Origin of the sequence: Limnohabitans radicicola (genome assembly GCF_014837235.1) — a bacterium.
GTDB lineage: Bacteria > Pseudomonadota > Gammaproteobacteria > Burkholderiales > Burkholderiaceae_C > Limnohabitans_A > Limnohabitans_A radicicola.
In genome coordinates this window covers 1,299,099-1,313,080 of the sequence record NZ_JACYFT010000001.1, presented here as the reverse complement: position 1 = coordinate 1,313,080, position 13,982 = coordinate 1,299,099, and the positions used below count along the sequence as shown (strand labels likewise).

Annotated in this window: 11 protein-coding genes; 9 read left to right on the top strand and 2 right to left on the bottom strand. The window is 65.5% G+C overall.

What is annotated here, in order from left to right:
• Window positions 1-8: 8 nt before the first annotated feature.
• On the top strand, window positions 9-1,007 hold the full coding sequence (locus IC609_RS06480) for a D-2-hydroxyacid dehydrogenase (RefSeq protein WP_191818596.1): 999 nt from the start codon (window positions 9-11) through the stop codon (window positions 1,005-1,007).
• Here the strand turns inward: IC609_RS06480 and glnE are convergent, their stop codons facing one another.
• On the bottom strand, window positions 1,008-3,758 hold the full coding sequence (gene glnE, locus IC609_RS06475) for a bifunctional [glutamate--ammonia ligase]-adenylyl-L-tyrosine phosphorylase/[glutamate--ammonia-ligase] adenylyltransferase (protein ID WP_191818595.1): 2,751 nt from the start codon (window positions 3,756-3,758) through the stop codon (window positions 1,008-1,010).
• A gap of 67 nt (window positions 3,759-3,825) precedes the next feature.
• Between glnE and IC609_RS06470 the strand changes: the two genes are divergently transcribed.
• From IC609_RS06470 to IC609_RS06455, 4 genes are read left to right on the top strand one after another with little or no spacing between them, the layout of a single operon-like run.
• The gene (locus IC609_RS06470) at window positions 3,826-7,836 is read left to right on the top strand and encodes a YhdP family protein (protein WP_225224007.1); all 4,011 of its coding nucleotides are present in this window, start codon (window positions 3,826-3,828) and stop codon (window positions 7,834-7,836) included.
• On the top strand, window positions 7,833-9,896 hold the full coding sequence (locus IC609_RS06465) for a two-component system sensor histidine kinase NtrB (RefSeq protein WP_191818593.1): 2,064 nt from the start codon (window positions 7,833-7,835) through the stop codon (window positions 9,894-9,896). The genes IC609_RS06470 and IC609_RS06465 overlap by 4 nt, the downstream gene beginning before the upstream one ends.
• 9 nt (window positions 9,897-9,905) lie before the next feature.
• Complete coding sequence (locus IC609_RS06460) at window positions 9,906-10,556, top strand: response regulator transcription factor (protein WP_191818592.1); 651 nt, start codon at window positions 9,906-9,908, stop codon at window positions 10,554-10,556.
• A complete protein-coding gene (locus tag IC609_RS06455) occupies window positions 10,553-11,092 on the top strand; it encodes a C40 family peptidase (RefSeq protein WP_191818591.1) in 540 nt (179 codons plus the stop codon). The genes IC609_RS06460 and IC609_RS06455 overlap by 4 nt, the downstream gene beginning before the upstream one ends.
• 1 nt (window position 11,093) lies before the next feature.
• On the opposite strand, the gene IC609_RS16220 is transcribed toward IC609_RS06455, so the two are convergent.
• On the bottom strand, window positions 11,094-11,216 hold the full coding sequence (locus IC609_RS16220) for a hypothetical protein (RefSeq protein ID WP_269902668.1): 123 nt from the start codon (window positions 11,214-11,216) through the stop codon (window positions 11,094-11,096).
• On the opposite strand from IC609_RS16220, the gene mltA reads away from it, so the two are divergent.
• From mltA to IC609_RS06435, 4 genes are all read left to right on the top strand, one after another.
• Window positions 11,215-12,405, top strand: a complete 1,191-nt coding sequence (gene mltA, locus IC609_RS06450; RefSeq protein WP_225224006.1) for a murein transglycosylase A — start codon at window positions 11,215-11,217, stop codon at window positions 12,403-12,405. The two genes, IC609_RS16220 and mltA, sit on opposite strands and share 2 nt — an antisense overlap.
• Window positions 12,402-12,701 (top strand): YkgJ family cysteine cluster protein, encoded by a 300-nt coding sequence (locus IC609_RS06445; RefSeq protein ID WP_191818589.1) that lies wholly within the window; start codon window positions 12,402-12,404, stop codon window positions 12,699-12,701. The genes mltA and IC609_RS06445 overlap by 4 nt, the downstream gene beginning before the upstream one ends.
• A 15-nt stretch (window positions 12,702-12,716) precedes the next feature.
• Entirely contained in the window at window positions 12,717-13,136 is a 420-nt protein-coding gene (locus IC609_RS06440; RefSeq protein WP_191818588.1) for a hypothetical protein, read from the top strand.
• Window positions 13,137-13,208: 72 nt separating this feature from the next.
• Entirely contained in the window at window positions 13,209-13,979 is a 771-nt protein-coding gene (locus IC609_RS06435; RefSeq protein WP_191818587.1) for a class II aldolase/adducin family protein, read from the top strand.
• The last annotated feature ends 3 nt before the right edge of the window (window positions 13,980-13,982 follow it).

Below are 13,982 nucleotides of genomic sequence, written 5' to 3'. Positions count from 1 at the left end.
GCAAACGCATGAGCCATCCACGGCGCTTGATGCTTTCGCAAAAGATGCTGGACCAGCTCGGGCCACGCATCCTGCAGCACACGCAGGGCCATGCCGTGGAGCTGGTCTCGATCGAGTCGGCGGTGGCCGCGCAACGGCGCGACATCGATGCGGTTTTCATCTCGCGCGAAGTCACGGGCACCTCGACCAAGCACGAGGTGCACCCCGAGCTGCAGGCCTGCTACGACCTGATGCTGGCCAACGCCGGGCTGCAGTGGGTGCACATCCACTCGGCAGGTGCCGACCGCCCGGTGTACCAGGCGCTGCAACAGCGCGGCGTGCAGGTCACCACCTCGTCGGGGGCCAACGCCCGCGTGGTGGCGGCCATGGCGCTGGCAGGTTTGCTCGCGCTCAACAAACGTTTTCCGATACTCTGGGCGCAGCAACAAAGGCGCGAGTGGGTGCCCCTGCTGGGTGCAGGACGCATGCCCCGCGACCTGCCCGGGCAAACCGCCACGATCGTCGGCTGGGGGCCCATCGGGCAAGAACTGGCACAGCTGCTGTCGACGCTGGGCCTGCATGTCATCGCGGTGCGCACACAAGACGCCCGGCCGCAAGGCGGTGTCGAGATGGTGCGCTTTGAGCAGATGCACACGGTGCTGCCACGCACCGACTGGTTGGTTCTGGCCTGCCCGCTCACCGCCACCACACGCGGCCTGGTCAATGCCCAGGTGCTGCAGGCGCTGCCGCAAGGCGCGCACCTGATCAACGTCGCACGCGGCGAAGTGGTGGTGCAGGACGAGTTGATCCCGGTGCTGCAAAGCGGGCACCTGGGTGGGGCGTTTCTCGATGTGTTCGAACACGAACCCCTGCCCGCCACATCCCCGCTGTGGACCTTGCCCAATGTGATGGTCACGCCGCACGCCGCAGGCCACTCGGACGGGAATGCGCAGCGGGTCAACCAGATGTTTCTGGACAATCTTCAGCGCTGGGTGGGCGATCAGGCCCTGAGGCAGGTGGCCACATGATCACTGCGTGGCAGCGCCGCCCATCACGGCCCGCCACAGTGCCAGCACCGCATCGCACTCGGCCTGCAGCGTGACCGCATCCACATCGGTGGGCTCTTCGTTCAACCGCGCGCGGTGCTGCACACGCCGCAGTTCGCGGTAGGCATTGGCTGCAGCCTGACCGACCCCAAGGGGCAACAGGCCCACAGCTTCGGCACGCTGCAGCAGCGCGATGTTGCCCACGTTGTCGGCCAGCTCGGGGTGGGTGGCCGTGTGCATGAGCACCAGGTACTGCACCACAAATTCGGCGTCCACCATGCCTCCGGGGCTGTGCTTGACATCAAAGCGCCCAGGCTTGACCGGGTGACCCAGGCGCACGCGCTCGCGCATACTGGCAATCTCGGCCTTCAGGCCCGCCGCATCGCGGGGCGCGCTGATGACCGCGTGGCGCACCGCATCAAATCGAGGTGCCAGCGTGGGCAAGCCCATGACAAAGCGCGCCCGCGTCATCGCCTGGTGCTCCCAGGTCCAGGCGGTGTTGCTGCCACGCTGCTCCTGGTAGTCGGCATAAGCCTCAAAGCGCGTGACCAGCAGGCCCGAATTGCCGTTGGGGCGCAACGCGGTGTCGATCTCGTACACATCGCCTTCGCGGGTTTTGACGGTGAGCCAGTTGATGAGCTTGCGCACATAGGCCGCGTAGACCTCCTGGGCACGTTCGTCCTCGTCGTCGTACACGAACACGATGTCCAGGTCGCTGCCGTAGCCCAGCTCCTTGCCCCCGAGCTTGCCGTAACCGATGACAGCAAAACGCGGTTCGTCGCGGTGGCGGTTTTTCATGCGCTGCCAGCACCAGCGCGCCGTCACGCGCAGCACGGCATCGGCCAGGGCGCTCAGGTCGTCAGCCACCTGCTCCACGGTGATCACCCCTTCGACATCGCGCGCCAGCGTCCTGAACTGCTCGGCATGGTGCGCACGCCGCAGCAAGTCGAGCAGGCTTTCCTCGTCGTCTTCGCCTGTGCGCTGCAAGGCAGCCAGGCGCGCGTCCAGGTCGGACTCGAATTCGGCCGCATCAAAGCGGGTGGTGAAGAGGTTGCCCCCCGCCAGCTCGTCGATCACGCCAGGGTGCTGCACCAGGTAACGCGCAGGCCAACGGGCTGCCCCCAGAAGACGCAGCAGGCGCTCATGGATGGCGGGGCGCTCCAGCAACAACGAGAGGTAAATCTCGCGGCGCATCAGGGGTTCGAGCCAGTCGGCCATGCGCAGCACGGCGCCTTCGCCAATGCGACCCTCGCTGAGCCATTGCGCGCTGCGTTGCAGCAAGCGCATCAGGCGACCGCGGGCATCGTCGCGCAAAGCCATCACACGCGGGTTGTCGGCCCATTGGGCCAAGCGATCGCGCACCGCGCCGCTGAAGTCCGCCAGGACTTTTTCAAGCTCCGCATGCTCGCGACCGTTTTTGCCATTGCACCCTTTGCACTCGCGGTCCCCGCCAAGCAAGGTGTCGAATTCCTGCGCCACCAGTTCTCGATGTGTGTCCAGTTCGCTCAAAAAGGCACGCACATGGGCACACCCCATGGTGCTGGCGATCCAGGCCAGGTCGTCGTCGGCGGTGGGCAGCACATGGGTCTGCTGGTCGTCCAGGTATTGGATGCGGTGTTCAATCTGACGCAAAAACACATAGGCACGGCTGAGCGCATCGGCCGTGGCCTGAGGCATGAGCCCGGCCTTAGCCACGCGCTGCAAGGCGTCGAGCGTGGGCCGCGTGCGCAGCTCGGGGAACTGCCCACCGCGCACCACCTGCAGCAGCTGGACGGTGAATTCGATCTCACGGATGCCGCCGCGCGAGAGTTTCACATCGTTGGCGCGTTCAGGGTGTCCGGCGCTGCGCTTGGCCGCATGGTCGCGGATCTGCTGGTGCAGTGTGCGCAGCGATTCGAAGACGTTGTAATCGAGGTAGCGGCGAAACACAAAGGGCAACACCACCCCGCGCAAAGCCTGGGCTGAACCGCTGAGCACCGCACTGCGCGGGGCCACCACACGGCTTTTCATCCAGGCAAAGCGCTCCCACTCGCGACCCTGGACCAGCAGGTACTCCTCCAGCGCAGCAAGCGAAACCACGCTCGGCCCCGAGTTGCCGTTGGGACGCAGTGCCAAATCGACCCGAAACACAAAGCCATGCTCGGTGGTGTCACCAATCAAGGCGTACATGCGCTTGACAACGCGGCTGAAGTATTCCTGGCATGAAATCCTGCCACGGCCCTCGGCGTTGCCCGTGGTTTCTCCGTCTTCGTCGTACACATAAATCAGATCAATGTCGCTCGAGACATTGAGCTCGCGCGCACCGAGTTTGCCCATGCCCACGATCCACAGTTCGGCCTGCTGGCCTTGGGCAGTCAGGGGTGTGCCATGCAAACTCTGCAAATCGGTCTGCACTTGGGTACAGGCCGCGTCCAGCGTCACTTCAGCCAGCCAGGTCATGGCGCGGGTGACTGTGTCCAGGGACACGCGCTGCTCGACGTCGAGCACAGCCAGGCGCTCCAGCGTCAACTGGCGCAACACCCGCAAGGCCGAGGACAGATCCAGCCCACGGGCGGTCAAGGTCTGCAGGGTCTGGGTGAGCGTTTCACGGTTGGGCGCTCCTGGCGGCAAGGCCGAAAACCAGTCGCTGTAGCGCCTGCGCAAGCGCTGCACAAAGCGGGAATGGGAGGCATGCCCCGCAGCAGGCAGTGAATTGGCTGAAGGGTCCTGATCCGGGGCTCCGCTGCGGGTCATAATTCCTGCTGACTTTCTGATGCTTTGGTTCGTGCCGTCTTTGCCCACATTCTCAGGATCCACCACCATGTGGGCCTGCCTCCGCCGACTGGCCCGCTGGGCCTGCTGGGCCTTGCTGGCTCTGGGCCTGATGCTGGCCGTCGCCTGGGGAACCCTGCATTTGTGGATTGTGCCGCGAATCGGCGAATTCCGTCCTGCGCTCGAGCAACTGGCCCAGCAAACCCTGGGGGTTCCCGTGCGGGTGGGCGGCATCGAAGCGCGCTCGACCGGCTGGGCCCCGTCTTTCGAGCTGCGCGGTATCCAATTGCTCGACAGCGAAGGACGCCCCGCACTCTCCCTTCCGCGCGTGGTGGTGGCCATCAGCGTGCGATCGGTGCTGCGCCTGGGCCTGGAACAACTGGTACTGGACCAGCCCTCGCTGGATGTGCGGCACACCGCTACGGGCCAGTGGCTGATCGCAGGTCTGAGCCTGGGCTCGGCACACAGCGACAACAGCGCCGTGGCCGATTGGCTGTTTGCGCAGCGCGAAGTCATCGTGCGCGGCGGCACCCTGCGTTGGGTGTCGGAGCGGGCACAGCCGAGCCCTGCGGCACCGCCCACCGCGCTGGCCCTGGCCGATGTGGACATCGTCCTGCGCAACGGCCACCGCGACCATGCGCTGCGTGTGGACGCCACACCACCTGCCGAGTGGGGCGAACGCTTTGTGCTGATGGGGCACTTTCACCGCCCGCTGCTGGCCACGCATGCCGGGCATTTCGCCAGCTGGTCTGGGCCGGCTTACGCGTACTTTCCACACGTCGATGTGTCCCAGTTGCGCCAGCATGTGCGCCTGGGCGTCGATGTCGCCTCGGGGCAGGGCCGCTTGCGCCTGTGGTCGGACATCCAGAACGGCGAATGGACAGGTGGCGCCGCCGACATGGACCTGCGCGCGGTGCAGGCCACACTGGACCCGACACTCGGGCCGCTGGGCTTCGCGCAGCTGTCCGGTCGGCTGGCGGGCCAGTCCAACGCCCTGGGCTGGCGCCTGTCCACCCGCGACCTGGCCTTTGTCAGCGACCAAGGCCTGACCTGGCCCGGTGGCAATGTGTCGGTGCAAATGACACACGCGAGCGCCAAACAAGCTGAAAAAGGCGAGATCAAGGGGGACCGCCTGGACCTGCAAGCGCTGCGCGATGTGGCCTTGCGCTTGCCTTTGCCCGAGCACTGGCACACCCACCTGCAGCAACACCGCATCGAGGGGAGGGTGTCTGCGCTGCGCTTGGCCTGGCAAGGCTCCGGACAAGCGCCCGACAAATACGAAGCACAAATCAAGGCCGATGGCCTGCGTGTGCAGGCTCTGAGCGAGGACGCCGACCGCCTGCCCGGGGTGGACGGTGCGCGGCTGGAACTCGACATGAACCAGCAAGGTGGACGGGCGCAACTGCACCTGGACCACGGCGGGCAGCTGGCGTGGGCCGGGCTGCTGGAAGACAAGTCGCTGACGCTGCGCGAGCTGCACGCCGATGGCCGCTGGCAGTGGCAAAACGGCCGCCTGCACGTGCCGCAGTGGAAGGTGCAAGTGGCCAGTGATGACCTCGAAGGCGAAGCGCATGGCCAGTGGCACGCCAGCGCCGAAGGTGGCCCCGGCGTGCTCGACCTGCAAGGACGCTTCCCGCGTGTCGAAGCACACCGGGTGTACCGCTACCTGCCGCTCAGCTTGCCCGAAGAGGTGCGCCACTATGTGCGCGACAGCGTGGTCAAGGGCACGGCAAGCAAAGTACAGGTGCGCATCAAGGGCGACCTCAAGGACCTCCCTTTCACCCAGCCCAAGCAGGGCGAGTTCCATTTCGCCGGGCGTCTGCGCGATGTCGACATGGTCTGCGTGCCCACCCGCCTGCTGCCTGCGGGCAGCTTGCCCTGGCCACGCATCAGCGGCCTGAGCGGCGATGTGGTCTTTGACCGCCTGGGCATGAAACTGACCAATGCCAGTGCCCGCCTGGGTGAGGGCAAAAACGGCCCACAGGTGAGCAACCTGAAAGCCGAGATCCCCGACATGGCCCACGATGCGCGCGTCGATCTGTCGGCCGACCTGCGCGCCAGCACGGCTCAGGCGCTGGGCCTGATCCAGCAGTCGCCCCTGAACAAACTCCTGCAAGGTGCGCTGGGCAAGGCCGAGGGCACAGGCAACCTGCAAGCCAGACTCAAGCTGGCCATTCCCGTGCTACATGTCGAAGACAGCAAGGTCCAAGGCAGCGTGACGCTGGCGGGCAACGACCTGGCCATCGTGCCTGGCCTGCCCGTGCTCGAAAAGATCCAGGGCACGCTGACCTTCACCGAATCGGGTTTTCAGGTTCCCAATGCGCAGCTGCGTTTGCTGGGCGGCCCGGCCCGGCTCGAAGGCGGCACACGGGCCGCCAATGCTGACGCCAAAGAACCCGCACTGCTGTTCAAGGCGCAAGGCCAGGTGAGCGCCGAAGGCCTGCGCCAGGCCTCGGGCCTTCGGCCCCTGGACCTGCTGGCCCAGCACGCGCGGGGCAGCGCAGCCTACAGCGCCAGCCTGGGCTGGCGCCTGGGCCAGCCCGAGCTGTCGGTGCGCAGCACGCTCGAAGGCCTGGAGTTGAACCTGCCCGCACCGCTGGGCAAACCCAGCCAGCAAGCCATGCCGTTGGTGATCCACTCGCAGGTTCTGACGGCAGAACGCAGCTTGCGCGACCAAATTCAAATCGGCTTGGGGGGCATCGCCTCGGCGGTCTATGTGCGTGACCTGAGCGGCACGGCGCCCACCGTGCTGCGCGGCAGCGTGACCATCGGCGCCCAGCCCAACAACGCAGCGCCCTTGCCTGACAACGGTGTCTCTGCCAAGGTGGTGCTCGATCAGTTCTCGGTGGACGCATGGCAAGCCCTTTGGCCCACCCAAGCCGCTGAAACCATGACCCATGGACTGAGCGAGTGGGAAAGCTACCTGCCCAACCGCCTGACCGTGCAAGCGCAAACCCTGACCACCGACGCACGCACGCTGCACCAAGTGGTGGCGGGCATCACGCGCGAACGCAGCACCTGGAGGGCCAGTGTGGATGCGCGCGAGCTGAGCGGCCAAATCGAATACACACTGCCTGGTGCCACCCAGTCCGGCCGGGTGTACGCGCGTTTGAGCCGCCTGAACCTGCCGCCGTCCAGCATCGGCGATGTGGAGTCCATGCTGGAGGCGCCGCCTGTGTCCATGCCGGCCCTGGACATCGAAGTCGCGGACCTGGAGCTGCGCGGCAAAAAGCTCGGCCGCGTGGACATCGAAGCCGTCAACACCGAACTGCGCAGCGTCGCGGCAGTCCCCACACGCGAGTGGCAGCTCAAGAAGTTCAACATCACCGTGCCCGAGGCCAGCTTCCGCGCCACAGGCCGCTGGGTCACTGCGCTCGAAGCTGGGCGCTCGCGCAAGACCGACATGAACTTCAAACTCGACGTGGCAGACGCAGGCGCGCTGCTCACCCGCCTGGGCACCCCCGGGGCCTTGCGGGGGGGCAGCGGCCACCTGGAAGGACAAATCGATTGGTCAGGCTCGCCCTTGGCCCTGCATTACCCCAGCATGAACGGCCACTTCACGGTGCAAATGGGGCGCGGGCAATTCCTCAAAGCCGATGCGGGTGCCGCCAAACTGCTGGGGGTGTTGAGCCTGCAGGCACTGCCCCGGCGTTTGCTGCTCGACTTCCGCGACGTGTTCTCGGACGGCTTTGCTTTTGACACGGTGCAAGGTGATGTGCGCATCGCCAAAGGCATTGCGGCCACGCGCAACCTGCAGATCAAAGGCGTCAATGCCCTGGTGCAAATGGACGGCTCGGCCGACATTGCACGCGAAACCCAGCAACTGCGCGTGCTGATCCTGCCCGAGCTGGATGCAGGCACCGCTTCGCTGGTGGCAGGCATCGCCGTCAACCCGGTGGTGGGGCTGACCTCATTTCTGGCACAGCTGATGCTCAAGAAACCACTGGCACGCGCCTCGATCCAGACCTTCACCATCGATGGCAGCTGGTCTGACCCGCGCGTCACCCGCACCGACAATCCCTCGCCCACGCCAGCTGCAGCGGGCACAGCTGCACCATGAGCCTGATGAGCACGGCCGCACGCTGGCAAGAACGCTGGCACCTCTGGCGACAAGACCGCTTGCAGGCGCACCGCTGGGGTTCGATGCGTCTGGCCCTGTGGGCTGCGCTGATTGGCCTGGTGCTGTCGGTACTGATCACGCTGGTGTGGCTGGCCGGGCGCTATGAAGCCAGCCAGGTGCAGGCCGAGCTGGAGCGCGACACGGCCGATGCCATCAATGATTTGCGCACCAACCTCTCGCGCGATGTGCAGTCGCTGCAGGGCATCCTCTCCTCCCAACCCAGCACCGATGTTTGGCAACCCCAGGTGCTGGGGCTGCTCGGTCAACACCGGGAGTGGCTGCGGGTGGAATGGCGTGACACCCAAATGGCGCTCCAGGTCGGCATCGATTCGCCTTTGCGTGCCCCGGTGTTTGAGCGCACACCCCGCACCGAAACGATCGGCGAAGTCCTGCAGTCCTGCCAGCGCGCCAAGCGCTCCAATGGCCCCGCCTATTCGGGCAGCTACTACCTGCCCCAGCACGACGGCCTGGGCATGGAGGTGATGGAGCTGTGCCTGCCCATGACGCACGAGGGCATCCTCAAAGGCTACACCTTGGTGACCTACAGCCTGCAGGAGCTGCTCACCGAGCGGCTGCTGGCCAATTACGGTCGACGCAACGAAATCTCTTTCACCGAAGCGGACGGCACCCGACTGGCCATGGTGGGCTCACAGCGGCGTGGCCAACGCCTGTTCACAGCCCAGCAACTGCTGGACCTGCCGGGCACCACCATGGTGCTGCGCATGGACGGTCGCCGGGGTGCCCCCGAGCTGTTCCCCAATTTGCTCACCGCACTGGTCACGGCCATGTCGATCGCCCTGATCACGGTGCTCACCATGCTGGTCAAGGACTCGCGCCGCCGTCTCAAGGCCGAGCGCGAATTGGCCGAAGCCCTGGCGTTTCGCAAAGCGATGGAAGACTCGCTCGTCACAGGCCTGCGTGCACGCGACCTGCATGGCCACATCACCTACGTCAACCCGGCTTTCTGCGAAATGGTGGGCTTTGACGCCCAGGAGCTGATGGGCCGCAGCGCCCCAATGCCTTACTGGCCTCCCGAAATGGTGGGCGAATACCAGCAGCGCCAGGCCATTCGCCTGGCAGGCAATGCACCGCCGCGGGAAGGCTACGAATCGGTCTTCATGCGCAAGGACGGCACGCGTTTTCCGGTGCTGATCATCGAGGCCCCTCTGATCAGCACCCAGGGTCAGCAGACGGGCTGGATGAGTGCGATCCTGGACATCAGCGAGCAGCGGCGCGTGGAGGAAATGTCACGCGCCAGCCAGGACCGCCTGCAGGCCACCGCACGTCTGGCCACGGTGGGCGAGATGGCTTCCTTGCTCAGCCACGAACTCAACCAGCCGCTGGCAGCCATCGCCAGCTATGCCAACGGCTCGCTGAACCTGCTGCATGCACCCACCAGCGACACCCTGGAGGATGTGCACATGGCGCTGCGCCGCATCGCTGACCAGGCCGGGCGCGCCGGGCGCGTGATCAACAGCGTGCACGACTTTGTGCGCCGCCGTGACCAGGCCCGGGAAGCGGTGCCCGCGCAGGCGCTGCTGGACGCCATCGGCCCATTGATCAACCTGCAAGCGCGCAAGCTGCAGGTGCGGGTGCACTTGCGCGTTGACCCCCGCCTGCCCCATGTGCTGTGTGACCGCACCATGGTCGAGCAGGTCTTGCTGAACCTGGCGCGCAATGGCATGCAGGCCATGGACCGCCCGGACTGTAAAGAACGCGCCCTGGTCATCCACGTCAAGCGCGCGGCCTCGAATGCACAGCAAAGCTGGCTTGAATTTGTTGTGGCCGACCAGGGCTCGGGCATCGATCCGGCCGTCGCCGACCAGTTGTTCACGCCGTTTTTCACCACCAAGGCCGAAGGCATGGGCCTGGGGCTGAGCCTGTGCCGCACCGTGATTGAGCAGCACGGCGGCCACATGGGCTTTGAAGCCAACAGCCCCAGCGGCACACTTTTCCGCTTCACGCTGCCCGGTGTGACGCCCGGCCAGAACACTGCCTAAAATCGCGCCATGCACAGCCACACCGATGCCACCGTGTTCATTGTTGATGACGATGCCAGCGTACGCGAAGGCATGGCCTGGCTGCTGCGCACACGCCGCCTGCTGAGTGAAGCTTATGACAGTGCCGAGGCCTTTTTGCAGATGCTGGCCAACACCTCACCCGCTTGGGGTGCCGCTGGCCTGCCCACGCAGGCGGGCTGCATCCTGCTGGACGTGCGCATGCCCGGCATGAGCGGCCTGGCGCTGTTTGAGCAATTGCTGGCCAGCGGTCTGGCCCAGGCTTGGCCTGTGATCTTTCTGACAGGCCACGCCGATGTGCCCACCGCCGTGGACAGCGTCAAGCGCGGCGCCTTCGACTTTTGCGAAAAACCTTTTTCAGACAATGCCCTGGTCGACCGGATCGAGCAGGCACTGACCCTCTCGGCGCAACAACTGGCGCGCCGCAACCTCAAGACCCTGCGCGAGCGCCAACTGCAGGAACTCACCGAACGCGAACGCGATGTGATGCGCCTGGTGATCGAGGGTCTGCCCAACAAACTGATCGCTGACCAACTGGACATCAGCGTTCGCACAGTGGAAGTGCACCGCTCGCGCGTCTTCGACAAGATGGAAGTCAAATCGGCGGTCGAGCTGGCCAACTTGCTGCGCGAGGTGACATGAACGACTGGGCACCCCCACTGCATGCGCGAGGCACCACACGGCACGCCTGGGCCTGGCGGGTGACCGTGCTGCTGGTCGCATTGGTTTTGGGCGCTTGCACAAGCACACCGCCACAGTCCAGCGCCACACCAGACAAGCCAAGCAACGCCAGAGCCAACCCGGTGCGCAGCGACATCGCCCTGTATGCCCTCTCGCTGCTCGACACACGCTACAGCTGGGGTGGCAAAGGTCCGGCCACCGGGTTTGATTGCTCGGGTCTGGTGAGCCACATCTACCGCGAGGCTGCCGGAGTCCAGGTGGCTGGCAGCGCTGTCTCCCTCGGGCAAATGTCGCGCCCCATCGATCCAGAAAAGAAGCAACCGGGTGACCTGGTTTTTTTCAACACGCTGGGCTCACGCCACTCCCATGTGGGGGTCTACATCGGCAACGGCCGCTTCATTCACGCCAGCAATCCACGCTCCGGTGTGCGGGTTGACCTGCTGAGCAACCGCTATTTCGCTCAACGTTTCGAGGGCGTGCACACCCTGCTGGATTGATTCAGGATTTTGGATCGTCTGGAGGGGGCAACTCCCCTTTTTTGCGCCCCGAAAACATGGTCCACCAAACAATCGCGATCAGCACGACCAAGGCCAGCAAAGCTTCCAGCAAAATCAGACCCATGTCACTCTCCCTGTCGACGCCATCGGTGTTCAAACGCTCGGCCTTCGCCACCCGATGGTGGGGGGTGTCAGCGGCCTTGTTGCTCGCCATTCTAGGCAGCCTCCCGGGCTGCTCGTCGACGCCCCCGCTGGATGAGCCCTCTTCCGCAGGGACTTCGGCTGGCACGCCCCCCGCCGACACGCGGGCCCTGCCGCCGCCCATCACCCAAAGCAAAAGCCGTTGGGTGGCCGTGCCTTGGTCGGACCTGCCCGGCCTGGAGCAGGACGCGCTGCACGAGGCTTGGCCCGCCTGGCTGCGCAGCTGCGAGCGCAACCAGCCCGTCTGGGCGCGCCTGTGCCCCGAAGTGCGCGAGCTGGCCAAGGCAGCGCCCGAGGCGCAACGCGACTGGATGCGCCAACGCCTGCAGGCTTACCGCGTGGAGTCGCACGAAGCCCAGACCAGCGGACTGCTCACGGCCTATTACGAGCCCCTGCTCGACGCCAGCCGCCTGCCCAAAGGTGACTTTCGCGTGCCGCTGTACGCCGCCCCCAGCGACCTGGGCAAACGCAAGCCTTGGTACACCCGGCAAGAGATGGAGACCCTGAGCGCGGCCAAAGCCGCGTTGCGCGGCAAGGAACTCGTCTACCTCAACGACCCGGTGGACGCGATGGTGCTGCACATCCAGGGCTCGGGCATCGTGCGCGTGAGCGAACCCGATGGCCGTCAGCGCCTGGTGCGCATGGCCTACGCAGGCACCAACGACCAACCCTACAAAAGCATTGGCCGCTGGCTGCTCGACCAGGGGCTGGTGCGCGATGCCTCCTGGCCCGGCATCAAGGCCTGGATCGCCCGCAACCCTGCACGCGTGCAGGAGCTGCTGTGGAGCAATCCGCGTGTGGTGTTCTTCAAAGAAGAGGCGCTGCCCCCGGGCAGCACACCGCCTGGCCCCAAAGGTGCGCAGGGCGTGCCGCTGACGGCGGGGCGCTCGATCGCGGTGGACCGCGAAAGCATCCCCTACGGCACCCCGGTATGGCTCAGCTCACGCGGACCGCAAACCAGCCTCAACCGCCTGGTGCTGGCCCAGGACACGGGCACCGCCATCGTGGGCGCGGTGCGCGCCGACTATTACGCGGGCTCCGGCCCCGAAGCGGGTGAGCTGGCCGGACGGCTGAAGCAACCGCTGCAGCTGTGGGTGCTGTGGCCCAGATGACTGCACCCATCGCATGTCGACCGGGCTGCGGGGCGTGCTGCACCGCGCCGTCCATCTCTTCGCCTATCCCGGGCATGCCGCAGGGCAAACCTGCAGGCGTGCCCTGTGTGCAGCTCGACGCCACACTCGGCTGCAAACTCTTTGGCCAGGCCTCACGCCCGGCGGTGTGCGGACAGCTGCAGCCGTCCCTGGAGATGTGTGGCGCGCGCGATGATGGCGGTCAGCATGCCCGGAAGTACCTGATGCGACTCGAAGCATTGACACGGCCCGATGGATGCCCAAAGATCGGCGTTTGAAATCGGCTCTACACCATGACACTGCCACCACAGACCATCGCCCTGTTTTTCACGGTCGCCTTGCTGGCCGTCACAGCCTACTTTCTGCTCGGCTCGGTGCCCCTGCTGGTGCTCAAACACGACAACCCGGTGGACGCGAGCTTCATCAAGTCCTTCTACACCACTTACTACCGCATCGCCCTCATCACGGCTTTGGGCACGGCCATCTGTTACGCGCTGGCCGGACGCACCGCACTGGCGCTGGGCGCAAGTGGCATCGCCTTGCTCACGCTCTTGTTGCGTGCCCGGTTCATCCCCATGATGGACCAGCTGGCCCCCCAGATTCAGGCCAACGAAGCCTTTGCCATTCCGGCATTTCGTCAACTGCACAAATCGGCCATCCTCATCAACACAGGCCAGTTGCTGGCGATCCTGGGCAGCCTCAGCATGATTTGACCGGGTGTTCTTTGTGCGACTGAGTGCACCCGCCAATGCGGGTTAAGCTGAGGCCAACCACGAGGAGACCCCATGAGCATCCCCACCACCATGCACCCCGACGAATGGCAGCTGCGCGTCGACCTGGCCGCCTGCTACCGACTGGTCGCGCTCTACGGCTGGAGCGATCTGGTGTTCACCCACATCAGCGCCAAACTCCCCGCGTCGGTTGCAGGTGACGAGCACCAGTTCCTGATCAACCCCTACGGCCTGATGTTTGACGAGATCACCGCGTCCAGCCTGGTCAAGGTGGACATGGACTGCAACAAGCTGGGTGACAACCCCCACCCGGTCAACCCGGCAGGCTTCGTGATCCACAGCGCCGTGCATGCGGTGCGCCCGGATGCGGGCTGCGTGTTGCACACCCACACCCGTGCGGGCGTGGCCGTGAGCGCGCAAAAGCACGGTGTGCTGCCCATCAGCCAGCAAAGCACCTTTGTACTGGCCTCGCTGGCCTACCACGGCTACGAAGGCGTGGCGATCCGCGACGACGAAAAAGCCCGCCTGCAAGCCGATCTGGGGGAAGCCAATTTCCTCATGCTGCGCAACCACGGCTTGCTCACCGTGGGCAAGACGATCGCCGATGCATTCCTGTCGATGTACACCTTCGAAAACACCTGCCGCATCCAGGTTGATGCGCTTGCCGGACAAGCCGGGGCGCAAGACCTCACCGCCGTGGACCCGCAAATCGTGAACGGCGTGGCCCACGCCATGCGGGTGCAAACCGGCGGCATGGGCGGCGCGTTTGTCTGGCCATCCCTGCTGCGCAAACTGCAACGCGAAAACCCGGGCTACGACGTTTGAAAC